Source organism: Stenotrophomonas sp. STEN030, assembly GCF_056759995.1.
Genome location: NZ_JBRREB010000005.1, coordinates 1 through 22177, shown reverse-complemented (window position 1 = coordinate 22177; position 22177 = coordinate 1). Strand labels below are relative to the sequence as shown.

Genomic DNA, 22177 nt, shown 5'->3' with positions numbered 1-22177 from the left:
ATGCGTATCGCCGCGCCCTCGCTGGAACTGAATCCGGCCATCGCCAATGATCCGGCGAAGATCGACAAGGTTGCACGCCAGCTGGAAGGCCAGTTCGCGCAGATGCTGGTCAAGAGCATGCGCGATGCGAGCTTCGGCGATTCGCTGTTCCCGGGCGAAAACCAGATGTTCCGCGAGATGTACGACCAACGAATTGCCGAGGCGATGACGCGTGGTCGTGGGCTCGGCTTGTCAGCCATGATCGCGCGTCAATTGGGCGGTGCGGAGGGCGCAGCAACGGCACCGGTAGATCCCAGCATCAAGCCCGCCGCGGCTGCACGTGCCTATCAATTGACCTCCCCTGCTGCCACCGGCCTGCCGTTGAATGCAGCGCCGACGATGGGCGAGGACCCGCTGTCTTCGCTGAACCTCAACGATCAATCCACGTATATGGCGCCACAGGCGCAGGCCTTGGATCTGATTGCCGGCCGTGACAGCAGCAGCTTCCATGCCTCGTTGAACAATACCAACCCGTACCAGGACACTTCAGCGGCTGCACAGCCCGCCGATTGGGCGATGAGCAACGACCGCTGGAGCAATGTCTCGGCGGCAGAGCGTGGGGATGCGGTTGATACCACCACCGCCAACGTCGCTGCCGACAAGCTCGGCAAGCACACCCCGGAAGGCTTCGTCGCCAGCATCTGGCCGCATGCCGAGCGCGCTGCACGCGAACTCGGTGTTGATCCGCGCGCACTGGTTGCCCAGGCGGCGCTGGAGACCGGCTGGGGCAAGCGTCATATCAAACGCGACAACGGTGACAGCAGCCACAATCTGTTCGGCATCAAGGCCACCGGCTGGAGTGGCGAACGGGCCACCACCGGCACCCACGAATACGTCAACGGCCAGCGTCGCAACGAGACTGCCAGCTTCCGTGCCTATGGCTCAATGGCCGAAAGCTTTGGCGACTACGTGCGCATGTTGAAGACCAGTCCACGCTACCAGGCCGCACTCAGCGCCGGCAGCGATGTGCGCAGCTTTGCACAAGGCTTGCAACGCGCAGGCTATGCCACCGATCCGGCCTACGCCGCCAAGATCGCGGCCATTGCCGCAGGCCCCACCATCGAGCGCGCCGTCGCCGCCATCGGCGATGCCGGTACGCGACTGGGCCAGACCTTTGCCAGCAACGCCGGTTTTGCCGGCATCACCCGTCGTTGAGATAGCCGTCCATGTCTAATGTTCTTTCCACTGGCACCAGCGCACTGATCGCCTTCCAACGGGCGTTGGCCACCGTCAGCCACAACGTGGCCAACATCAAGACTGACGGCTACAGCCGCCAGAAAGTTGATTTCGCCACCCGCGAACCCAGCGACGTTGGCTATGGCAATGTCGGCAACGGCACCAAGATCACCGACATCCGCCGGGTCGCTGATCAGCTGGCTATCTCGCGACTGCTGGACAGCAGTGGTGAACTTGCGCGGCTGCAGCAGCTGTCCGGCATGGCTGACCGCGTTGATGCCTTGTTCTCCGACCCGGCGACCAACGTCAGTGGCGTGTGGTCCAACTTCTTTGACGCCGTCAATGGCCTGGGATCCAACACTGCCGGCACCGCCGACCGCCGCGATGTGCTGGACAACGCCAGCACCCTGGTCAGCCGCTTCAAACAACTCAACAGCAGCCTCGACAGTTTGAACAGCGAGGTCAACAACGGTTTGATCTCTGCCGCAAACGAGGTAAACCGGCTTGCATCTGAGATCGCGCAGATCAACGGCGCCATCGGCAGCAACGCCGCGGCCGCTGCGCCAGATCTACTGGACCGCCGCGACCAGCTGATCTCCGCGCTGGTTGGCTACACCGGCGGCACCGCGGTGATCCAGGACGGCGGCGTGATGAACGTCTACTCCGCCGGCGGCCAGGCACTGGTCGTTGGCACCACCGCCTCACAGATCACCACCGCCGCTGATCCGTATCAGCCTGAGCGTCTACAGCTTGCGATCAAGACCCAAGGCATGACCGTTACCTTGGACGGCAAAGCGCTGGGAGGCCAGATCGGCGGCATGCTGGAATTCCGCGAAACCGTACTGGATCCGGCGCAAGCCGAGCTGGGCCGGATCGCAGTTGGCATGGCGCAATCGTTCAATGAATCGCACGCCGAAGGCATGGACCTGTACGGCGACATGGGTGGAGATTTCTTCAACCTCGGTATACCGAAGATCTCGGCGCATAGCGGCAATAATGGTAGCGCGAGTCTCACCGCCAGTTATGGCGATCTGGGCGCGCTGGACGGGCAGAACCTGCTGCTGAAATTTGACGGCAGCAATTGGCAGGCGAGCCGCGCCGATAGCGGCGTCGCGGTGCCGATGACAGGTACCGGCACCGCAGCCGATCCGTTCGTGGTCAATGGCGTTCAGTTCGTGGTCGGCGGCAACCCTGCCGTCAACGACCGTTTCCTGCTGCAACCGACTGCCGCTGCAACCAATGAGCTCTCGGTGGCAATCACCGACCCGTCGCGCATCGCCGCCGCCAACCCGATCAAGGGAGCTGCCACGTTGAGCAATACCGGGACCGGCAAGCTCGGCAACCTGGATGTTGTGAATGCGGGTAACCCTGCCCTACTCAATCCGGCGGTGATCAGCTTCGTCGATGCAAACAACTACACCATAGATGGCGCCGGACCTTACCCCTACACCCCCGGCCAGGCCATCAGCGCCAATGGCTGGAGCGTTGTGCTTGATGGCAAGCCTGCCGCTGGCGATCGCTTCGATATCACCAAGACTGCGCCCGGTTCCAGTGACAACGGCAATGCCAAGCGCTTGGCCGATGTCGAAGACGCCAAGGCGTTCAACGGCGGCACCGTCACCTTGAACGGTGCATTGGGCGGGCTAACCACCCAGATCGGCTCCGCTGCGCGCGCCGCCGACTACTCATTGCAGGCGCAACAGGTCATCAATGACAACGCCAAGGCATCACGGGATTCGATCTCCGGCGTCAACCTTGATGAGGAAGCGGCGGACATGCTCCGGTTGCAGCAAGCCTACCAGGCTGCCTCGCAGCTGATTTCCACCGCCGACACCATGTTCCAGACAATCCTGAAGGCGGTGGGCTGATGAGTACCCGTATCTCCAGCAACATGATGTACGACCAGTCTGTCGCGCTGATGTTGTCCAAGCAGAGCAAGATGAATCACCTTGAACAGCAGCTGGCGACCGGCAAGAAGATCGTCACTGCCAAGGATGATCCGGTCGCGTCAGGCACCGCCGTGGGCATGGACCGCGTACTGGCTGAACTTGAACAACTGGGCAAGAACGCCAACGCCGTGCAGAACCGCCTCGGCCTGCAGGAGAACGTGCTGGCACAGGCTGGCGAAATGTTGACGCGGGTGTCGGACTTGACTGTCCAAGCCAACAGCCCGGCACTGTCGGTGGAGGACCGCAAGGCAGTGGCCAGCGAGCTGAAGTCCATCAAGGACTCGTTGCTGGCCCTCGCCAACACCACCGATGGCAGTGGCCGCTATCTGTTCGGTGGCGCTGCCGATGCCAGCGCGCCGTTCTCGTTGAGCAACGGCACGGTTACCTACAACGGCGACCAGACCCAGCGCCAGGTCGAAGTGTCGCCAGGTACCTTCGTGAAAGACGCGCTGCCTGGCAGTGAGATCTTCATGCGCATCCGTACCGGCGACGGCACGGTGGATGGGCGCGCTGGCGCCAGCAACACCGGCCAGGCAGTGCTCACCGATGTCGGCCGCGACGGCTCCGGTGGTTGGGCAGGCGCGAGCTACACGCTTCGCTTCACCGCAGCGGATACCTACGAAGTGGTGGATGCCAGCAACACCATTGTGGCCACCGGCACCCATACCAGCGGCGAAGACATCGTATTCGAGGGGCTGCGCATGCGCATTGACGGCACCCCGGCGGCGGGCGACACGTTCACTGCGGCTACCGCTGAAACCCGCGACGTATTCAGCAGCATCGACCAGTTGGTGCAGACGTTGCAGATGGACACGTCCACCCCGGCGGCAAGGGCAGCCCAGCAGAACGCATTGCAGGCCAGCATCCGCGATGTTCGCCAGGCATCCAACAGCATGATCGATACGCGTGCTGCAGGTGGCGCCCAGCTCACTGCAATCGACAACGCTGACTCACTGCGCGAAGCCAACACCGTCACGCTCAAGAGTTCGCTCTCGCAGATGCGTGACCTCAACTACGCCGAAGCAATCGGGCAGTACAAGCTCGAAGGCGCGGCGCTGCAAGCGGCACAGACCATCTTCACGCAGATGCAGTCGATGTCGCTGTTCAACATGATTCGCTGATTCACATCTACGGCAGCACATCTGCCAGTCCACAACGCAAAGCACCGAGCACAACGGAGACGTACCCATGGCACAGATCATCAACACCAACATCATGTCGCTGAACGCTCAGCGGAATTTGAACACCAGCGGCTCCAGCCTGGCTACCTCGATCCAGCGCCTGTCCTCGGGCCTGCGTATCAACAGCGCCAAGGACGACGCCGCCGGCCTGGCAATTTCCGAGCGCTTCAGCACCCAGATCCGCGGCATGGACCAGGCCGCCCGCAATGCCAACGATGGCATCTCGCTGTCGCAGACTGCTGAAGGCGCCCTGGGCGAAATCAGCAACAACCTGCAGCGCATCCGTGAACTGGCGGTGCAGTCGCGCAACGCCACCAACTCGCCTTCCGACCGTGCAGCGCTGGACGCCGAAGTGCAGCTGCTGAAGGCCGAAATCCAGCGCGTCGCCGAACAGACCAACTTCAACGGCACTGCTTTGCTGGATGGCAGCTTCCAGAACCAGGCGTTCCAGGTGGGTGCCGACCAGGGCCAGGTGATCAACATCGCGCAGATCGCCAACGCCAACATCAAGGAACTGGGTAACTGGAACCGCGTGGATACGCCGGCCTCGGCAGCAGCTGTCGCCGCTGACGGTGGTTACATCCCAGGCACTCCCACTCCAGGCACAAGCACCTTGAGCCTGGCTGGTGTGGCTGATCCCGCTGCTGCGCTTTCCTTCCAGATTGGCGGCACCACCATCAACGTGGCACCAGATGCAGCACGTACCACCGCCGCCGGCTTGGCTACCGCGGTCAACACGGCTATCGGCACCAGCGTTGCGGGGTTGACCGCTGCCATCAATGGTACGGATATCGACCTGAGCAATGCCAATGCAACACCAATCACCATCTCCGGTGGTCTCACTGGGACGGTCGGCGCCCAGACCGAAGTCGGCGGCACCCCGGCCAGCTTCACTGCCGGCAACTTCACCCTGACCGGCAGCAAGGGCACCGCAACCATCAGCTTCAGCGCAGCCGGTGGCGCCTCACAGCGCGCCAGCGATCTGGTGAAAGCCGTCAACAACCAGAGTTACAACACCGGTGTCACCGCCTCGCTGGATGCCAGCGGCAATCTGCAGTTGGCTTCGGCGTCGGGCCAGTTCACCATTGCTGGCGGCGCATCGTTGACCGCACAGACCGGCCTGACGGCAGATACGACGACCGACTGGGCAGCCGGCGCGGCCGAAACCGGTTTCGCGGATCTGGACGTGCTCTCGGCCACGGGTGCAGACAATGCCCTCAACGCCATCGACGCTGCGCTGCAGTCGATCAACTCCTCACGTGCCGATCTGGGTGCGGTGCAGAACCGCTTCACCTCGACCATCGCCAACCTCAACACCTCCTCGGAGAACCTGTCGGCCGCACGCAGCCGCATCCGCGATGCCGACTATGCCAAGGAAACCGCAGAGCTGACCCGCACGCAGATCCTGCAGCAGGCAGGCACGGCTATGCTGGCCCAGGCCAACCAGTCGCCGCAGAACGTATTGAGCCTGCTGAAGTAAGCAAACGCAGCTGTAGTGCCGAGCCATGCTCGGCAAAGGCTTCATCTGTAGTGGGGACGCCCGCCCCACCACCCGCAGCAACGCCAAAAACACACAAACCCCGGGAAACCGGGGCTTGTGCGTTCTGTGGTTTTGGCATCACTTGCAGCAAGGCGCTAAAGCTGCCGGAAAAGCTGCCGTTATTGGTATCAGCAGCGGTGCTAAGGCTCTTCTTACCCCCGCCCACTGCACCCAGTACCGGCCAGGTGATGTGCCGGACCCAACGCCACATAGGAAGCTCGAATCATGGCACAAGTCATCAACACCAACATCATGTCGCTCAATGCTCAGCGTAACCTGGGCACCAGCGGCTCCAGCCTGGCCACCTCGATCCAGCGCCTGTCCTCGGGCCTGCGCATCAACAGCGCCAAGGACGACGCCGCCGGTCTGGCGATCTCCGAGCGTTTCAGCACCCAGATCCGCGGCATGGACCAGGCTGCCCGCAACGCCAACGACGGCATCTCGATGGCGCAGACCGCCGAAGGCGCGCTGACCGAAATCGGCAACAACCTGCAGCGTATCCGCGAACTGGCCGTGCAGTCGCGCAACGCCACCAACTCGCCTTCCGACCGCGAAGCCCTGAACGCCGAAGTGCAGCTGCTGAAGGCAGAAATCCAGCGCGTGTCCGAGCAGACCAACTTCAACGGCACCAAGCTGCTGGACGGCAGCTTCCAGGCACAGTCGTTCCAGATCGGCGCCGACCAGGGCCAGACCATCGACATCGCCCAGATCGCCAACGCCAACATCAAGGACCTGGGCAACTGGAACAAAGTTGATACGGCGGCAAGCGCCGGGGGCACCAAGGCGCTGGGCACTGGCGGCGTGGCAGCATCCGCTGACTACGCGCCTGCGACCGCGACGACCACCGGCACCTCGGGCAACTGGACGGCCGCAACGGCCACCGCAGACGGCCAGACGTTCTCGCTCTCCGTCGGCGGCGCAGCGGTTGTTTCCTTGAGCCGCGATAACGGCGAGACGGTTACTGCAGCGGACATCGATGCAGCGCTTTCGTCGGCCTCCAACATTCCTGCTGGCGTCACTTACACCGGCTCTGCCGTCGAAGGCACGTTGGCCTTCTCGCAGGCCGATGGTACCGATCTGGCCGTTGCGTTGGGCGGCACCATCGGCACGGCCGGCAGCTTTGCAACGGGCGCATTCGTTGCAACCCACAGCAACGGCACGGAACAAGTCGGCACCGCAGCGGTTGCTGGTACCTTCAGCGCTGGCAGCTTCACGTTGAAAACCGACAAGGGCGAGGCGACCATCAATTTTGGTGCGGCCGGCAGTTCGGCTCAGCGCGCAAGCGATCTGGTCAAGGCCATCAACAATCAAAGCTACAACACTGGCGTATCCGCATCACTGGATAAGGATGGCCTGCTGCAGCTCACCTCGGCTAAAGCTGACTTCACCATTGGTGCAGGTACTGGTGATCTGGCCACCCAGACTGGCTTGACCGCAGGCACCACCAGCAATTTTGCCAAGGGCGCTTCGGCCACCGGCTTCGCTGACCTGGACATCTCCACCACCGCCGGCGCCGACAACGCGCTGAATGCAATGGACGCAGCCCTGAGCACCATCAACTCGGCACGTGCCGATCTGGGTGCCGTGCAGAACCGCTTCACCTCGGTGGTTGCCAACCTGAACACCTCGTCGGAAAACATGTCTTCGGCCCGCAGCCGTATTCGTGACACCGACTACGCCAAGGAAACGGCAGAGCTGACCCGCACGCAGATCCTGCAGCAGGCCGGTACCGCCATGCTGGCCCAGGCCAACCAGACCAGCCAGAACGTGCTGAGCCTGCTGCGCTGATCCAGCAAGCAACACCCTCCACGTCGGCGTGATAACGCTGGCGTGGCACATGCCCCGCCAGCAATGGCGGGGCTTGTGCGTTATGGAAGCACTGCAATGCCAGCGCCTGGATCACGGCGTCGAAGCCGACGCCTTGGCAACACCATTCAGCGCCGCCAAGGGTCCGCCTCTCCCCCGCCGTGAACTGCGCTGTGCGCGCCGGCAGGCACTGGCACGCCGCTTGCAGATGACTGCGGAGCCACGCAGCTAAAGCTATGCCGCCGCGTGCCGATATCCGGGGTGGCGGTTGCAGCTTCACCCCCTCGCTGAAAGAGGAACATCCATGGCTACGTCTTCCCTGTCCACCATTGGCTCCGGCTTGGACATTCCTACCATCGTCAAGCAGTTGGTTGCAGCTGAACGCGCACCTGCTGCCAACCGCATCAACAACCAGGGAACCACGGCCACCGCCAAACTCTCCGCGCTGGGCAACATCAAGAGCTCGTTGAGCAGCTTGCAGACGGCGATGGACGCCATGGGCAAAGCTGCCGATCTGCGCGCCTATAAAACCTCCGTACCGGAGAAAAGTGGCTTCTCAGCGACCATCGTCACCGACCCCTCTACTGGCAAGACCTTGGCCGCGGCAGGTACGTACAACATCGAAGTGCTCAGCCTGGCGCAGCCGCAGAAGCTCAGCTCCGGCGCGTTTGACGCTGAAGCCGTGGTGGGCGACGGCAAGCTGTCGATCGCTTGGGGCGAGAAGGATTCCATTTCGGTCGATATCGCTCCGGGCAGTAACCTGACCAGCATCGCCGCCGCCATCAATAGTGCAGCCGGTGGCAAAGGCGTCAATGCCACCGTCATCACCGCCAACGATGGCCAGCACCTAGTACTCAATGCCGTCAATGCCGGCACCGACGGTAAGTTGACGGTCACTGCCAGCGGTGGCAATGGCGGCCTTTCCGCGCTGGCCTGGGATGGCAGCAGCGGTGGCATGTCACAGATCAGCGCTGCCACCAACGCGCACGTACGCGTGGACGGGTTTGACCGTGAATCCAGCAGCAACAGCATCAGCGACATCATCGCCGGCGTGACCTTGGACCTGACCAAGGCCGAGGTTGGCACCACCACCCCGTTGACCATCACCCAGAACAATGAACCGTTGAAGTCGGCGGTGCAGGCCTTCGTTACCGCCTACAACGCCTCGACCAGCCTGCTCAAGACCTCCAGCGCCTATGACGCCGAGAAGGACCAGGCATCGGTACTGACGGGCGACTCGATGGTGCGCGGCCTGCAGCAGCAGCTGCGCGGCCAGCTCAGTGCCAACGTCATCGACCTCAAGGAGCTGGGACTGACCATCACCAAGGATGGCACCCTGTCACTGGATGCCAGTGTCTTCGACAAGGCGATGGCCAAAAATCCCGCTGCTGCCGAGGCTCTGGTAGGCAAGAGCGGCAAGCTGTATGAAGGCATGAACAGCATCCTCAAGAGCAACCTGGACAGCGGCACTGGCACCTTGGTGCAGCGTACCGACGCGCTCAACAAGGAAATCAAGAAGCTCGGCAAGCAACTCGACGATCTCGACGCGCGCATGGAAAAGGTGTCCGCGCGCTACACCGCCCAGTTCACTGCGATGGACAAGTTGGTGTCGCAGATGCAGGGCACCAGCAGCTACCTTTCACAGCAGCTTTCGGCGATGTCGGGCTGATAGCCCAGGACGGGCTCAAGCAATACGCATTGATGGCCGATAGCAGATCACGCCACACAAACGATGTATCGGCAGTCGTTGCCTTCACTGCACGAACACCAGGAGATTGAGTACATGTACGGTCCCAGCCGCAATTTCGCCGAGCAATACCGCCAGATCGGCGTTTCAACCCGGGTAGTGGATGCCGACCCCCACAAGCTGGTCTCCCTGCTTCTGGAAGGCGCCAGCGAGCGCATGCGGCGCGCCGAGGCTTTCATCGCCAAGGGCGACCAAGCCCTGAAAGGCAAAGCCATCGGCGAAGCCTGCGCGATTGTTGGTCAGCTCAACGGCTCGCTTGATCATGTCGCTGGTGGCGAGGTTGCAGGTAATCTTTCCGCGCTCTATGACTACATCGTGCAGCGCTTGACCGAAGCCAACCTCAACAACGATGTCGCCGCGCTGCAGGAGTCATTGTCCTTGGTAAGTGAGATCGAGTCTGCCTGGAACGCCATCCCCTCCGAGCAACGCAGCGCATCAACCGCAGGCGGAGCACGCTGATGGCCACCACTGCCAACGAAATGCTTGATGCCCTGCACGCCGATCTCAATGACCTGAAGAATGCCATTGACGCTGAAGACCACGACGCCGCCGAGCAGATTGTCGCCGCCCACGACCAGCGTCTTCACAGCTATATCCAGGACAATGGCGTCGCCGGAAGCGCTGACGCCCTGCAGGCATTGTTGGAACAGCAGCACGCCGTGACCGAGCGGATGCGGGAGCTGCGTGATCAAGCCGCCATGCACCTGCGCGCCGAACGTCAATCCACCCGCGCGGCCAACGCCTATCAACAGGCTGGAACCCTTGCATGACTGCCACCGGCATCGCCCACGCTGCAGAAGCCGAGCTGTTCGACGACACACTCAGTTGTGAACTGTCACTGCCAGCAGTGTTCGAGGCCGGTGCCAAGGTCAAGCGCCCAGGCAGTGCCGAGATGCTTCTGCGCAGCATCGCTCTGGTCGAAGACGCCCGCAACGTGGACGACAGCGACGAACGCAACGACAACAGCCTGCAACTGCAGCGGCTGGAAGCACGCCTGGATCTGACCCTTGTACTGCTGGGACGCCTGCTGCAGCGCGAGGCACCGTCTGCGCCAGCCACCCAGCTGCGCTGGTCGCGGCATGGCCTGCGCCTGCAGCGCGAGCAGCTGGGCGGCTTCACAGCTGGCACGGCGGGCGTGGTCAGCCTGCAACCCGCTGAATGGCTGCCCGACGCGATTGAACTGCCCGTCGTGGTACTGGCCGAAGCCGATACGGCACAGGGTGCGCAGCTGTGGCTGCGCCTGGATACGCAGAATGATGTCTTGCTGGCAGCAGTCGAACGACATTTGTTCCGACTGCATCGCAAGCAGATTGCTGACAGTCGCCGCAACCGATGAGCCTATTCCCAATTTGTGCTCTGGCGCCCGCCTCGCTGCTCCGCTAAGGTGCAGCCTTCCGTTATGACCCGGTCTCCTGTGCGCGTTCTTATTGTCGACGACCACACCTTGGTTCGTGCTGGGCTCACCCGGCTGCTGCAGACATTTGACGGTATCCAGGTGGTGGCCGAAGCCAGCAATGCCGATGAGGCATTGGAGATGGCCCTGTTCCATGTGCCGGACCTGATCCTGCTCGACCTATCCCTGCCTGGCCGCTCCGGGCTCGAAGCCTTGACCGATATCCGCCAGCGGCTGCCGCATGCACGTGCGGTGATGATGTCGATGCACGATGACGCTGCACACGTGCGTGACGCATTGGATCGCGGTGCCGTCGGCTTTCTGGTCAAGGATGCGGCCCCAGCCGAGCTGGAGCTGGCATTGCGCGCCGCCCATGCCGGCCAGGTTTTCCTGAGTCCGCAGATTTCGGCAAAAATGCTTGCACCACTGATCGGCAAGGAACGCGCAACAGGCATTGGCGCGTTGTCGCCACGCCAGAAGCAGATCCTGCGACGCCTCGGCACCGGCCAGACCACCAAGGAAATCGCTGCTGACCTTGGGATCAGCATCAAGACGGTTGAAACCCACCGGGCACGGATGATGGAGTCGCTGGGCTGCCGCCGCGCCAACGACCTGCTTCTGCTGGCACTGCGCCACGAAAACGACCTTTCTTGACGCCGGCACGCCAGTAAAAGCGAAGCTGCGTCACGAAATCGGAAAGCCGTCACCAGCGCGGCATGAGCGATACAAATCAATGGCTTGCAGAAATACCCCCGATTTGTAGCGCCAATTATTCGACGCTATGTAGGGGAATCACCTACGTCTCGTAGGGCGGATTTTGACAGCTATAGGGCCAACACCTATTACCGCCCTGACATGAAGCACGCAAGATGCGTTCCACAACGCAGCCATCCACTGGCCGCAACGGGGAAACGCATGAAAGCCACACTCTCTGCCCAACTGGGCCAGCAACTCCATCTCACGCCTGCTTTGCTGCAATCGATCCGCTTGCTGCAGCTCAATGGCATGCAGCTGGAACTGGAGGTCCGCCAGGCACTGGAGAGCAACCCGCTGCTGGAGCTGCAGGAGCAGGCTGAGGACGCGCCGGCTGCAAGCGAAGCCGATGCCGCACAGGCTGAAACCGCAGCGTTTGATGAACTGCCCGAAAGCAATCTGTGGGATGTGCCCGGCGCCAGTTGGAATGCCGACGACGAGGATCGCATGGCACGCGTGGCGGCCGGCGAGTCAACCGATCCGCAGCTGCGCATCCTCAATGCACTTGCTTATGAACTGGACGATGCCGACCTTGCCGTGATCAGCTTCTGGCTGGACCACTGCGATGAAGCCGGCTATCTGCAGGCCCCGCTGGCCCAGTTGACCCAGCTGGCCAGCGCTCGCCTGGACCGCACCAGCGCCGATATCGAGGCCCTGCGCCAGCGCCTGCTGCACGGCGAACCGGCTGGCATGGCGGCAGTAGATCTGCGCGAATGCCTGCTGGCCCAGCTCACTGCCCTGCCCGGCCAGGTGCCGGCGCGCAATCTGGCGCGCCGCCTGCTCGACGCAGACATGCAGCTGCTGGCCAGCCACGACTACCCGGCCTTGGCCCGCGCCCTGGATGCCGAAGTAGAGGACGTGCAGGAAGCCTTCCGTCTGGTCCTGTCCTTGCAGCCTCGCCCCGGCGATACCCTGCTGCCGCAGCAGGAACTGAGTGTGATTCCGGACGTGGTCGCCTGGCACGCTGACGGCCAATGGCGGGTCGCACTGAATCCTGCCACCACGCCGCGCCTGGCCATCAACAGCAGCTACGAGCGGGTTGTCGCCGACAGCAGCGGCGAAGCCGCCCAACCCCTGCGCGACATGCTGCAGGAAGCACGCTGGCTGACCCGCGGTCTGTCGATGCGTTACGACACCCTGCTGCGCACCGCACGGGTCATCATCGAGCGTCAGGCTGCCTTCCTGGTCAATGGTGACGAGTGCATGGCGCCGTTGACCCTGAAAGAGGTGGCCGAGCTGATCGGCATGCACGAATCCACCGTCTCGCGGATCACCTCCGGCAAGTACCTGCAGACCCCGCGTGGCACCTTTGAATTGAAGCACTTCTTTGCCGTACGCCTGGAAGGCGCCAGTGTCTCTGGCCAGGCGGTCAAAGCCATGGTCAAGCGCCTGATCGATGCCGAACCGGTGTCCCGCCCGCTGGCCGACGAGGCCATTGCCGGCCTGCTGTCGCGTCAGGGAGTGAACATTGCACGCCGGACCGTCGCAAAATACCGCGAACAGCTTGATATCGCCCCGGCCCGCGAACGTCGCCGGCAGAGCAGCAAGCCCCAGCTGGCCCGTGTGGGCTAAGACCAAGGATTCCCATGAACAAGCTCACCGTAGTGCTGGTCGACGACCATGAAGGCTTCATCAACGCTGCCATGCGCCACTTCCGCAAAATCGAATGGCTGGAAGTTGTAGGCAGCGCCGCCAACGGGCTGGAAGCGATTGAGCGCTCCGAAACCCTGCGCCCGCAGGTGGTACTGATGGATCTGGCGATGCCGGAAATGGGCGGCCTGCAGGCCACACGCCTGATCAAGACCCAGGACCAGCCGCCGTACATCGTGATTGCCAGTCACTTCGATGACGCCGAGCACCGCGAACACGCACTGCGCGCCGGTGCCGATAATTTTGTCAGCAAGCTGTCCTACATCCAGGAAGTGATGCCGATCCTGGAAGGACTCAAGGTACAAGAAGATGAGTGAATCACGCATTCTGGTGATCGACGCCGACGGCGTCCGCGCCGAACGCACCTTGGCCCTGTTGGAGTTCATGGACTTCAACCCGCGCTGGGTCAGCGAAGCGCAGGACATTGACGTCAGCCGTCATCGCAGCAATGACTGGATGGCGGTGGTGGTCGGCGCGCTTGAAGATGCCGACCGCGCGGCCGGCTTCTTTACCTGGCTGGCTGGCACCTCGCTGCCGCCGCCGATCCTGTTGGCCGAAGGCGATCCGCTGGCGTTCTCGCGCCACTACGGCCTGCACGAAGCCAATGTCTGGCCGCTGGAACAGCCGATGCGCCACGCGCAGATGGAAGCGCTGCTGCGCCGCGCCAGCCTGAAGCGACTGGATGCCGAGCATCAGGCGGACAACGCCGGCGACAGCGGCCCGACCGGGCACAGCCCCGCCGTTACCGAACTGCGCCAACTGATCGAACAGGTCTCCAATTTCGATACCACCGTGTTGGTGCTGGGCGAGTCCGGTACCGGCAAGGAAGTGGTTTCGCGCGCCATCCATCAGCGTTCGCCACGCCGCGATGGCCCGTTCATTGCCATCAACTGCGGCGCTATTCCGCCAGATCTACTCGAAAGCGAATTGTTCGGCCACGAAAAAGGCGCCTTCACCGGTGCACTTAGCGCACGCAAGGGCCGCTTTGAAATGGCTGAAGGCGGCACCCTGCTGCTGGACGAAATCGGCGACATGAGCCTGCCGATGCAGGTCAAGCTGCTGCGCGTACTGCAGGAGCGCAGCTTCGAGCGCGTTGGCGGCAACCAGACTATCCGCTGCAATGTGCGGGTGATCGCCGCTACCCACCGTGACCTTGAATCGCGCATCGCCGATGGCAAGTTCCGCGAGGACCTGTTCTATCGCCTCAACGTGTTCCCGATCGACGTGCCGGCGCTGCGTGAGCGCGCCAGCGATCTTCCGGTGCTGGTGGAAACCATCGCCACCCAGCTCGCCCGCACCGGTCGTGGCGAAGTCCGTTTCGCTCCCGAGGCGCTGCAGGCACTGGCCAGCTACGCCTGGCCAGGCAATGTGCGCGAGCTGACCAATCTGGTCGAACGCCTGGCCGTCTTGCATCCCGGCGGTACCGTACGCGTGCAGGATCTGCCCAGCCGCTATCGCGGCGACCAAGCGAACCTTGCCGCTGCAGCGAGCAGCGACGACGAGCGGCCGATGCTGCTTGGCAAACTGGCTGCAACGCCTGCACAACCTACGAGCCAGCCTAGCGGCTTGATCAGCAAGATCACTGCGCCGGAGAGCGTCAATCAGTTGCCCAGCGAAGGCATGGACCTGCGCGACCACATGGCCGGCATCGAGCTGACCCTGATCAACGAAGCATTGGAACGCACCCAGGGCGTGGTCGCCCATGCCGCCCAGCTGCTTGGCCTGCGCCGCACTACCTTGGTGGAAAAGCTGCGTAAATACGGTATCGAGCGCGACTCGGTCGAGGCCAGCAATTAATCGCGGCCCATAGCCCGGGTAAGCGCAGCATGCCCGTGGTGCTGTTCACTCAAACATCTGAGCCACCCCGAATCCGATGTCAGACCTCTGGCATCGGATTTTTTGTGGGAGCGGCGCTGGGTAACGCTGTTACTCCTGAGTGAATTATCCGTCACTCGAGTAAGTACAGCCCCAGCTGTTGGCGGAGAACCAGAAAGACCTGCGGCCCCCGCTACCAGGTGCGCCGCACTCAGCAAGTGCTACGCCCCTGAAGCATCGCGCCGATCAGCTACTGTCATGACTACCGCCAGTTCTCCGGCGGCCTTCTTCGTTTGCACCAAGTCAGACCATGGAATCGTCGCCGTCGATATCGCAACCGCGACAGAAATCCGACGTATTCACCAACATCAAAGCCTTCACGGTTCCGGCACGCAACTTGCAGCTGTCCTATCAGCTCCCCCACACGTTGCCCGGAACCCCGCACGATGTCCCACTCCATCACCTCTGTTCTCTCCCAGATCCGCACGCTGCAGAACCAGGTGGCGCAGACCGCGCCGATCGGCGATGTGCCGCGCAGCAACGCGATCCAGGGGCTGGCCGAAGGCAACGCCGTTGCCGCACCTTCGTTCAGCCAGGCCTTGCAGGGCGCCATCCAGGGCGTCAACGAGGCCCAGCAGAAGTCCGGGCAGCTGGCCGCTGCGTTCGAGCGCGGCGATGCCAATGCCGACCTGGCCAAGGTCATGGTCGCCTCCCAACAGTCCTCGCTGGCGTTCCGCGCCACCGTGGAAGTCCGTAACCGTCTCGTCCAGGCTTACCAGGACGTGATGAACATGCCGCTGTAAGGATCCGCACGCATGGCACTCGCGCTGTCCAGAGAATCACTGAATCCGGAACGGGCTGGCGCCTGGTTCGATCGTCTGCAGAGCCTGCAGATCACCCGCCGCCTGGGCTTGATGGCAATGATCACGGTTGCTGTGGCAGCCGGTTTGTTCGTGTTCTTCTGGGCGCAGAAGCCACAGATGATGCCGCTGTACACCGGGCTGGACCAGAAGGCGACGGCCGAGGCCACCGACCTGCTGCGTTCGGCGCAGATTCCGTTTGAGCTGGACGCCACCACCGGCGCCATCAGCGTGCCGGAAAAGAACGTGCATGATGCGCGCCTGAAGCTGGCCGGCTCCGGCCTGACCGAAAGCGGCCGCCTCGGCTTTGAAATGATGGAGCGCGATCCCGGCTTCGGCGTCAGCCAGTTCGTCGAAACCGCACGCTACCAGCACGCGCTGGAAACCGAGCTGGTGCGTACCATCAGCAGCCTGCGCCCGGTCCGTGATGCGCGCGTGCACCTGGCCATTCCCAAGCCCAGCGCCTTCACCCGCCAGCGCGATGTCGCCAGTGCCTCGGTGGTGCTGGAACTGCGCGGTGGACAGCAGCTGGAACGCAACCAGGTGGATGCCATCGTGCATATGGTCGCGTCCAGCATTCCCGATCTGGCACCGGAACGCGTGACCGTGGTCGACCAGAGCGGGCGCATGCTCACCATTGCCGATCCCAACAGCGAAGCCGCGCTCAACGCCGCCCAGTTCGATCAGGTCCGCCGTCTGGAAGGTTCCTACAACCAGCGCATCCGCGAGCTGTTGGAGCCGATGACCGGCGCCGGCCGGGTCAATCCGGAAGTCAGTGTGGACATGGATTTCTCGGTCACCGAGGAAGCCCGCGAACTGTTCAACGGTGAGCCGCAGAAGGTGCGCAGCGAACAGATCAGCGAGAACAGCAGCGCCACCGCCGGCCCGCAGGGCATTCCCGGCGCGACCAGCAACACCCCACCGGGCGCCGCTGCTGCACCGCCGCCGGCTGCGGCCACACCCACCGAAACCTCCAAGAACGCCACCCGCAATTACGAGCTGGACCGCACCCTGCAGCACACCCGCCAGCCGCCGGGCCGGGTCAACCGCGTCTCGGTTGCCGTGCTGGTCGACCATGTGCCGCGCGCCGGCAGCAACGGCAAGCTCGCCGATCAGCCGCTCAGCGCCGCTGAACTGACCCGTGTCGAAGCACTGGTCAAGCAGGCCGTCGGCTTCAATGCCGAGCGCGGTGACACCGTGTCGGTGATGAACGCACCGTTCGTGCGCGAATCCGTGCCGGTCGAAGCCCCCAAGTGGTGGGAGAACCCGCAGGTGCGCGATGCACTGCGTCTGGTACTTGGTGCCATCGTGGTGCTGGCCCTGCTGTTCGGCGTGCTGCGTCCGGCCCTGCGTCAGATCACTGGCACCCCGAAGGCCTTGTCGGGTCCGGAAGATCCGCTCAGCGCCGACGTCCAGGTATTGGATGACGGCACCGAGATGCCAGCGCTTGCCGCTGACCGCCTGCACCTTGATGGCAAGCCAGCACTGGCCTTGCCGGTAGACGCTTACGAAGAACGCCTGCGCATGGCCCGCGAAGCAGTGAAGACCGACTCCAAGCGGGTTGCCCAGGTAGTGAAGGGATGGGTGTCAAATGACTGATGCAATGCCGATGACCGGCGTGCAACGTGCCGCCGTACTGCTGCTGTCGCTCGGCGAAACCGACGCGGCCGAAGTGCTGCGTCACATGGAACCAAAGGAAGTGCAGAAGATCGGCATCGCCATGGCCACCCTCACCGACGTCACCCGCGAGCAGGTGCAGAAGGTGATGGACGATTTCGGCGCCGAGCTGGGCAACAAGACCTCGCTGAGCGTCGGCTCGGACGACTACATCCGCAACATGCTGGTGCAGGCGCTGGGCAATGAGAAGGCCAGCAACCTGATCGACCGCATCCTGCTCGGCCGCAACACCACCGGCCTGGATGCCCTGAAGTGGATGGACCCGCGCGCGGTCGCCGATCTGGTGCGCAACGAACACCCGCAGATCATCGCCATCGTCATGGCCCACCTGGAAACCGACCAGGCCGCCGAAGCCTTGAAGCTGCTGCCCGAGCGCACCCGCGTCGACGTGCTGCTGCGCATCGCCACCCTCGATGGCATTCCGCCGAATGCGCTGAACGAACTGAACGAGATCATGGAGCGCCAGTTCGCCGGCAACCAGAACCTGAAGTCGTCGAATATCGGTGGCGTGCAGTGTGCTGCCAACATCCTCAACTTCATGGACGGCGGCCAGGATCAAGCCATCCTCACCGAAATCGCCCGCATCGATTCGCCGCTGGGCAGCCGCATCCAGGACCTGATGTTTGTGTTCGACGACCTGGTGGATCTTGACGACCGCGAAATGCAGCTGGTGCTGCGCGAAGTCAGCGGCGAGCGTCTGGGCTTGGCGCTGCGTGGTGCCGACATCAAGGTGCGCGACAAGATCACCCGCAATATGTCGCAGCGCGCTGCCGAGATCCTGCTCGAAGACATGGAAGCCCGTGGTCCGGTGCGCCTGTCCGATGTGGAAGGCGCACAGCGCGAGATCCTCGCCATCGTCAAGCGCATGGGCGATGAAGGCACCATCACCCTCGGCGGCGCTGCGGAGGCCATGCTGTGAACAATGCCGTGCGCTGGCACGCCCCTGATCTGAACGCACCTGCCGGCCAGCCGGTGCCCGAGGATTTCGACCTCGCGTCGCTGGAAACCATCGTTGCCGAGCCGGCGCCGCCGCCGTTGCAGCCACCAACCCTGGACGAGATCCAGTCGATCCGCGATGCCGCGCAGGAAGAAGGCTTCCAGCAGGGTCACGCCGAAGGTTACGCGCAGGGCCAGGCCGAAGTGCGGCGCCTGACCGCACAGATCGAAGGCATCCTCGACAACTTCAGCCGGCCGCTGGTGCGACTGGAGAATGAAGTCGTTGGCGCACTCGGCGAACTGTCAGTGCGCATTGCCGGCGCGTTGATCAGCCGCGCCTACGAGGCCGATCCATCGCTGCTGAAGGATCTGATCGATGAAGCGCTGGACACGGTCAGCGGCACCAACCGTGACGTCGAAGTGCGCCTGCACCCGGACGACATCGCCGCGATCAACAATCTGCTGACACTGCCCGCCGGGCAGCGTCTGGTGCCCGACCACAGCCTCAGCCGTGGCGACCTGCGCGTGCACGCCGAGGCCGTACGCGTCGATGGCACGCTGGACGCTCGTCTACGTGCGGCGTTGGCCACCGTGCTGCGTCGCGCCGGAGCCACGCAATGACCGCATCACCCTCGCCCGCTCCTGCCGACTGGGCTGCCGCGCGCAACCTCCGCTTGGCCGCGCGCCTGGATGGCATATCGCTTGATGCCGGCGCCGGCCACGGTTTGGTTCGCGAAGGCATCCTGCGCCGCGCCGTTGGCCTCACGCTTGAAGCGGTTGGCTGCGAAGCACCGATGGGCGCCAGCTGCAAGGTCGAGATCATCGACGGCGGCTGGGTTGATGCCGAAGTCGTCGGCTTCTCCGGCGACCGCACCTATCTGATGCCCAGCGCCGAACTGCATGGCCTGCTGCCCAACGCCCGCGTCGTGCCCTCCTACCGCCGTGGCGGCGTCGAAGTTGGCGAAGGCCTGCTTGGCCGCGTCATCGATTCCGATGGCATTCCGCTGGACGGCAAGGGCCCGATCCGCGCCGAAGGCGTCGTCAGTATGGCCGGTGTGTCGATCAACCCGCTGGCACGCGAGCCCATCACCCAGCCGCTGGATGTGGGCGTGCGCGCGATCAACTCCCTGCTGCCGATTGGCCGCGGCCAGCGTGTCGGTTTGTTCGCTGGCTCCGGCGTCGGTAAATCGACGCTGCTGGGCATGATGACCCGCTTCACCGCTGCCGATGTGATCGTGGTTGGCCTGATCGGTGAACGTGGTCGCGAAGTACGTGACTTCGTCGAATCCACGCTGGGCGAGGAAGGCCTGCGCCGCGCGGTGGTTGTCGCCAGCCCGGCCGACCGGCCACCGCTTGCGCGTCTGCACGGCGCCTACCGTGCCACCGCCATCGCCGAGTGGTTCCGCGACCAGGGCTTGAACGTGATGTTGCTGATGGATTCGCTGACCCGCTTCGCCCAGGCCCAACGTGAGATCGGTCTGTCGGTCGGCGAACCGCCCACCACCCGCGGCTACCCTCCGTCGGTATTCGCCAAGCTGCCGGCACTGGTGGAACGCGCCGGTAATGGTGCAAAAGGTCGTGGCTCGATCACCGCCTTCTATACCGTACTCACCGAAGGCGACGATCCGCAGGACCCAATTGCCGATGCCGCCCGCGCCATTCTCGATGGCCACATCCTGCTGTCGCGACGGGTTGCCGACAGCGGCCTGTACCCGGCTATCGACGTCGAATCCTCGGTAAGCCGCGTGGTCCAGGACATCGCCGATGACGTCTGGCGCGCGCGTATCCGCAAGCTCAAGCAACTGGTATCGGCCTACACCGCCAACCGCGACCTGATCGCCATCGGCGCCTATCAGCGCGGCAACGACCCGCTCACCGACGAAGCACTGGATCGGTGGCCGGAGATCATGGAATTCCTTGGCCAGGACGTGCACAACGCCGCCGACCTGAGCCACAGCCTCAGTGCATTGCACCAACTGGTAGATAGTGAGACGCCCGCATGAGCCCTAGCCGTCGCCTGGACCCGCTGCTGCGCCACGCGCAGGACCGCGAAGATGAAGTCGCCAAAGCCCTGGCCGAGCGCCAGCAAGCCTTGGACATGCATCAATCGCGGCTTTCCGAGTTGCGCCAGTACGCCGATGAGTACGCCAATGCACAGCTGGCAACCACCAGCGCTGCGCAGCTGCTCAATCGCCGCGCCTTCCTCGATCGCCTGGACAACGCGGTGGAAGCGCAGAGCAAGACCGTGGACAGCAACCAGGAGCGCGTCGACGCCGAGCGCGCCCGGCTGCTGCTCGCAAGCCGCGACAAAGCCGTGCTGGAACAGCTGGCTGCCAGCTACCGCGCCCAGGAAAAGCAGGTCGCCGATCGCCGCGACCAGCGCGAGATGGACGATATCGGTGCACGCCGCGCGCGTTTGAAGAAAGCCGAGGGCGAAGGAGAAAGCCAATGAATATTCTCTCCTCCGGATTGTCCGGTGCCGGCAATATCGACAGCAGTGGACCTGCACGTAGTAGCACCGATAAAAAATCCGACAACGGCTTTGATTCCATGCTCAACAGCAAGCCAGCAACGCAGAAGCCTGCTGCCAGCAAGCCAACCAGCAATGACGCCAAGCCTGCCAACGAGGAGCGCCGTGACGACGGCATCAGCGAGGCCAGCACCGAGAAGAGTGCCGCCACCGACAACAGCGCCAATGACGATGACAGGCCCGACGCGCAGACAGCCGCCGACGATGCACCGTGGCCGCCGTTCGGCCTGTCGGCCATGATCACGCCCGCTACGGAGCCGGCGCCGCAACTACCTGTAGCGATGACCGTCGCAAATCAGGCAGCACCGGCCACGCAGGCAGCACCCGCTACGTCGACGCCGTCTGTTGCTTCCGTTATCGGCGCGGCCAATCCGCAAGCCGCGCCGAGCGCGGATGACGCCGCTGCGGAGTTGACGCTGCCGGTGGCCAGCGCGGCGGCAAACGACGATGCGGGCCTCAACCTCGACGTTGATACGCCCGCACCAACTACGTTTGCGTCCTTGCTACATAACCAGGCGTTGCAGGAAGTGCGCAGCAGCGCACCGTCCAGCAGCATCACCGCACCAACGCCTACCCCGGATCTGAATGCCGGCGACTTTGACGAGGCCATCGGTGCCCGCGTCGGCTGGCTTGCAGAGCAGAAGATCGGCCACGCCCACATCCGCATCAACCCGGACAACATGGGCGAGATCGATGTGAAGCTGCAGTTGGACGGCGACCGCGTCCACGCCAGCTTCAGCAGCGCCCACGCCGACGTCCGCCACGCCCTGGAAAGCAGCTTGCCGCGCCTGCGCGAAATGCTGGGCGAACAAGGGCTGCAGCTGAGCCACGCCGATGTAGGCCAGCAATCGACGCCGCAGCAACAGGGCGAAAAGGGCGAGACTGGCAGCGGTTTGGCAACCGGCAACCAACTGGAAGGCACCGACCTCCCAGTCACCACCCCACACAACCTGCGTATGCGCGGCCTGCTAGATGCGTATGCCTGAAGGCACACGTAGAGCATGACCCGCTGTAGGAGCGGCGTGAAGCGGCAGGGTGGGGGTGGTTGTTGTGGGACCCGTGGGGGGGGTCGCCGGGGCGGGTTGGGGGGTGGCGAGCGATGAACGCACACCGCCGTGCCGAAAT

General features: G+C 63.5%; 21 protein-coding genes and 1 pseudogene. All 22 read left to right on the top strand.

Annotated features, from left to right (window positions below; genetic code table 11):
• The 22 genes and pseudogenes from flgJ (at position 1) to ACVOLR_RS02435 (ending at position 22038) form a co-directional block, all read left to right on the top strand.
• Entirely contained in the window at positions 1-1194 is a 1194-nt protein-coding gene (gene flgJ / locus ACVOLR_RS02540; RefSeq protein ID WP_481535037.1) for a flagellar assembly peptidoglycan hydrolase FlgJ, read from the top strand.
• 11 nt (positions 1195-1205) lie between these two features.
• On the top strand, positions 1206-3083 hold the full coding sequence (flgK, locus tag ACVOLR_RS02535; RefSeq protein ID WP_481535036.1) for a flagellar hook-associated protein FlgK: 1878 nt from the start codon (positions 1206-1208) through the stop codon (positions 3081-3083).
• Complete coding sequence (gene flgL / locus ACVOLR_RS02530) at positions 3083-4285, top strand: flagellar hook-associated protein FlgL (RefSeq protein WP_481535035.1); 1203 nt, start codon at positions 3083-3085, stop codon at positions 4283-4285. Before flgK ends, flgL begins: the two co-directional genes overlap by 1 nt.
• A 67-nt stretch (positions 4286-4352) precedes the next feature.
• Complete coding sequence (locus tag ACVOLR_RS02525) at positions 4353-5825, top strand: flagellin (RefSeq protein ID WP_481535034.1); 1473 nt, start codon at positions 4353-4355, stop codon at positions 5823-5825.
• A 285-nt stretch (positions 5826-6110) separates the two neighbouring features.
• A pseudogene (locus ACVOLR_RS02520) lies at positions 6111-6788 on the top strand (flagellin N-terminal helical domain-containing protein); the annotation flags it as partial.
• 30 nt (positions 6789-6818) lie between these two features.
• Positions 6819-7673 carry a flagellin gene (locus ACVOLR_RS02515; protein ID WP_481535123.1) on the top strand — a complete coding sequence of 285 codons (855 nt, stop codon included), beginning with the start codon at positions 6819-6821 and terminating at the stop codon, positions 7671-7673.
• Between the two features lie 82 nt (positions 7674-7755).
• On the top strand, positions 7756-7923 hold the full coding sequence (locus tag ACVOLR_RS02510; protein ID WP_481535033.1) for a hypothetical protein: 168 nt from the start codon (positions 7756-7758) through the stop codon (positions 7921-7923).
• Positions 7924-7995: 72 nt separating this feature from the next.
• Positions 7996-9360 (top strand): flagellar filament capping protein FliD, encoded by a 1365-nt coding sequence (fliD, locus tag ACVOLR_RS02505; protein WP_481535032.1) that lies wholly within the window; start codon positions 7996-7998, stop codon positions 9358-9360.
• 114 nt (positions 9361-9474) lie between these two features.
• Entirely contained in the window at positions 9475-9897 is a 423-nt protein-coding gene (gene fliS / locus ACVOLR_RS02500; protein ID WP_481535031.1) for a flagellar export chaperone FliS, read from the top strand.
• A complete protein-coding gene (locus tag ACVOLR_RS02495; RefSeq protein WP_481535030.1) occupies positions 9897-10208 on the top strand; it encodes a hypothetical protein in 312 nt (103 codons plus the stop codon). The genes fliS and ACVOLR_RS02495 overlap by 1 nt, the downstream gene beginning before the upstream one ends.
• Positions 10205-10774, top strand: a complete 570-nt coding sequence (locus ACVOLR_RS02490; RefSeq protein WP_481535029.1) for a PilZ domain-containing protein — start codon at positions 10205-10207, stop codon at positions 10772-10774. The genes ACVOLR_RS02495 and ACVOLR_RS02490 overlap by 4 nt, the downstream gene beginning before the upstream one ends.
• Positions 10775-10852: 78 nt before the next feature.
• Entirely contained in the window at positions 10853-11485 is a 633-nt protein-coding gene (locus ACVOLR_RS02485) for a response regulator (RefSeq protein ID WP_481535122.1), read from the top strand.
• A gap of 261 nt (positions 11486-11746) precedes the next feature.
• On the top strand, positions 11747-13156 hold the full coding sequence (gene rpoN / locus ACVOLR_RS02480; RefSeq protein WP_481535028.1) for an RNA polymerase factor sigma-54: 1410 nt from the start codon (positions 11747-11749) through the stop codon (positions 13154-13156).
• Between the two features lie 14 nt (positions 13157-13170).
• Positions 13171-13551 (top strand): response regulator, encoded by a 381-nt coding sequence (locus tag ACVOLR_RS02475; RefSeq protein ID WP_481535027.1) that lies wholly within the window; start codon positions 13171-13173, stop codon positions 13549-13551.
• The gene (locus ACVOLR_RS02470; protein WP_481535026.1) at positions 13544-15031 is read left to right on the top strand and encodes a sigma-54 dependent transcriptional regulator; all 1488 of its coding nucleotides are present in this window, start codon (positions 13544-13546) and stop codon (positions 15029-15031) included. Before ACVOLR_RS02475 ends, ACVOLR_RS02470 begins: the two co-directional genes overlap by 8 nt.
• Before the next feature lie 464 nt (positions 15032-15495).
• The gene (gene fliE / locus ACVOLR_RS02465; protein WP_282272448.1) at positions 15496-15852 is read left to right on the top strand and encodes a flagellar hook-basal body complex protein FliE; all 357 of its coding nucleotides are present in this window, start codon (positions 15496-15498) and stop codon (positions 15850-15852) included.
• A 12-nt stretch (positions 15853-15864) separates the two neighbouring features.
• Positions 15865-17508, top strand: coding sequence for a flagellar basal-body MS-ring/collar protein FliF (gene fliF / locus ACVOLR_RS02460; RefSeq protein ID WP_481535025.1), 1644 nt, complete (start codon positions 15865-15867; stop codon positions 17506-17508).
• A gap of 10 nt (positions 17509-17518) precedes the next feature.
• Positions 17519-18505, top strand: coding sequence for a flagellar motor switch protein FliG (gene fliG / locus ACVOLR_RS02455; RefSeq protein WP_057628133.1), 987 nt, complete (start codon positions 17519-17521; stop codon positions 18503-18505).
• Positions 18502-19143, top strand: coding sequence for a FliH/SctL family protein (locus ACVOLR_RS02450; RefSeq protein ID WP_481535024.1), 642 nt, complete (start codon positions 18502-18504; stop codon positions 19141-19143). Before fliG ends, ACVOLR_RS02450 begins: the two co-directional genes overlap by 4 nt.
• The gene (fliI, locus tag ACVOLR_RS02445; RefSeq protein ID WP_481535023.1) at positions 19140-20525 is read left to right on the top strand and encodes a flagellar protein export ATPase FliI; all 1386 of its coding nucleotides are present in this window, start codon (positions 19140-19142) and stop codon (positions 20523-20525) included. The genes ACVOLR_RS02450 and fliI overlap by 4 nt, the downstream gene beginning before the upstream one ends.
• Positions 20522-20974: a flagellar export protein FliJ gene (fliJ, locus tag ACVOLR_RS02440; RefSeq protein ID WP_481535022.1), complete on the top strand. Its 453-nt coding sequence runs from the start codon at positions 20522-20524 to the stop codon at positions 20972-20974. The genes fliI and fliJ overlap by 4 nt, the downstream gene beginning before the upstream one ends.
• Positions 20971-22038 (top strand): flagellar hook-length control protein FliK, encoded by a 1068-nt coding sequence (locus ACVOLR_RS02435; RefSeq protein ID WP_481535021.1) that lies wholly within the window; start codon positions 20971-20973, stop codon positions 22036-22038. Before fliJ ends, ACVOLR_RS02435 begins: the two co-directional genes overlap by 4 nt.
• The last annotated feature ends 139 nt before the right edge of the window (positions 22039-22177 follow it).

What these genes read in the sequence shown, in the direction of transcription:
- fliI (WP_481535023.1), top strand. Translation starts at nt 19,140, where the DNA reads ATGACCGCATCACCCTCGCCCGCTCCTGCCGACTGGGCTGCCGCGCGC.
- fliE (WP_282272448.1), top strand. Translation starts at nt 15,496, where the DNA reads ATGTCCCACTCCATCACCTCTGTTCTCTCCCAGATCCGCACGCTGCAG.
- fliS (WP_481535031.1), top strand. Translation starts at nt 9,475, where the DNA reads ATGTACGGTCCCAGCCGCAATTTCGCCGAGCAATACCGCCAGATCGGC.
- rpoN (WP_481535028.1), top strand. Translation starts at nt 11,747, where the DNA reads ATGAAAGCCACACTCTCTGCCCAACTGGGCCAGCAACTCCATCTCACG.
- ACVOLR_RS02475 (WP_481535027.1), top strand. Translation starts at nt 13,171, where the DNA reads ATGAACAAGCTCACCGTAGTGCTGGTCGACGACCATGAAGGCTTCATC.
- ACVOLR_RS02435 (WP_481535021.1), top strand. Translation starts at nt 20,971, where the DNA reads ATGAATATTCTCTCCTCCGGATTGTCCGGTGCCGGCAATATCGACAGC.
- fliF (WP_481535025.1), top strand. Translation starts at nt 15,865, where the DNA reads ATGGCACTCGCGCTGTCCAGAGAATCACTGAATCCGGAACGGGCTGGC.
- flgJ (WP_481535037.1), top strand. Translation starts at nt 1, where the DNA reads ATGCGTATCGCCGCGCCCTCGCTGGAACTGAATCCGGCCATCGCCAAT.
- ACVOLR_RS02470 (WP_481535026.1), top strand. Translation starts at nt 13,544, where the DNA reads ATGAGTGAATCACGCATTCTGGTGATCGACGCCGACGGCGTCCGCGCC.
- fliG (WP_057628133.1), top strand. Translation starts at nt 17,519, where the DNA reads ATGACCGGCGTGCAACGTGCCGCCGTACTGCTGCTGTCGCTCGGCGAA.
- flgL (WP_481535035.1), top strand. Translation starts at nt 3,083, where the DNA reads ATGAGTACCCGTATCTCCAGCAACATGATGTACGACCAGTCTGTCGCG.
- ACVOLR_RS02525 (WP_481535034.1), top strand. Translation starts at nt 4,353, where the DNA reads ATGGCACAGATCATCAACACCAACATCATGTCGCTGAACGCTCAGCGG.
- ACVOLR_RS02495 (WP_481535030.1), top strand. Translation starts at nt 9,897, where the DNA reads ATGGCCACCACTGCCAACGAAATGCTTGATGCCCTGCACGCCGATCTC.
- fliD (WP_481535032.1), top strand. Translation starts at nt 7,996, where the DNA reads ATGGCTACGTCTTCCCTGTCCACCATTGGCTCCGGCTTGGACATTCCT.
- flgK (WP_481535036.1), top strand. Translation starts at nt 1,206, where the DNA reads ATGTCTAATGTTCTTTCCACTGGCACCAGCGCACTGATCGCCTTCCAA.
- ACVOLR_RS02490 (WP_481535029.1), top strand. Translation starts at nt 10,205, where the DNA reads ATGACTGCCACCGGCATCGCCCACGCTGCAGAAGCCGAGCTGTTCGAC.
- ACVOLR_RS02510 (WP_481535033.1), top strand. Translation starts at nt 7,756, where the DNA reads ATGGAAGCACTGCAATGCCAGCGCCTGGATCACGGCGTCGAAGCCGAC.
- fliJ (WP_481535022.1), top strand. Translation starts at nt 20,522, where the DNA reads ATGAGCCCTAGCCGTCGCCTGGACCCGCTGCTGCGCCACGCGCAGGAC.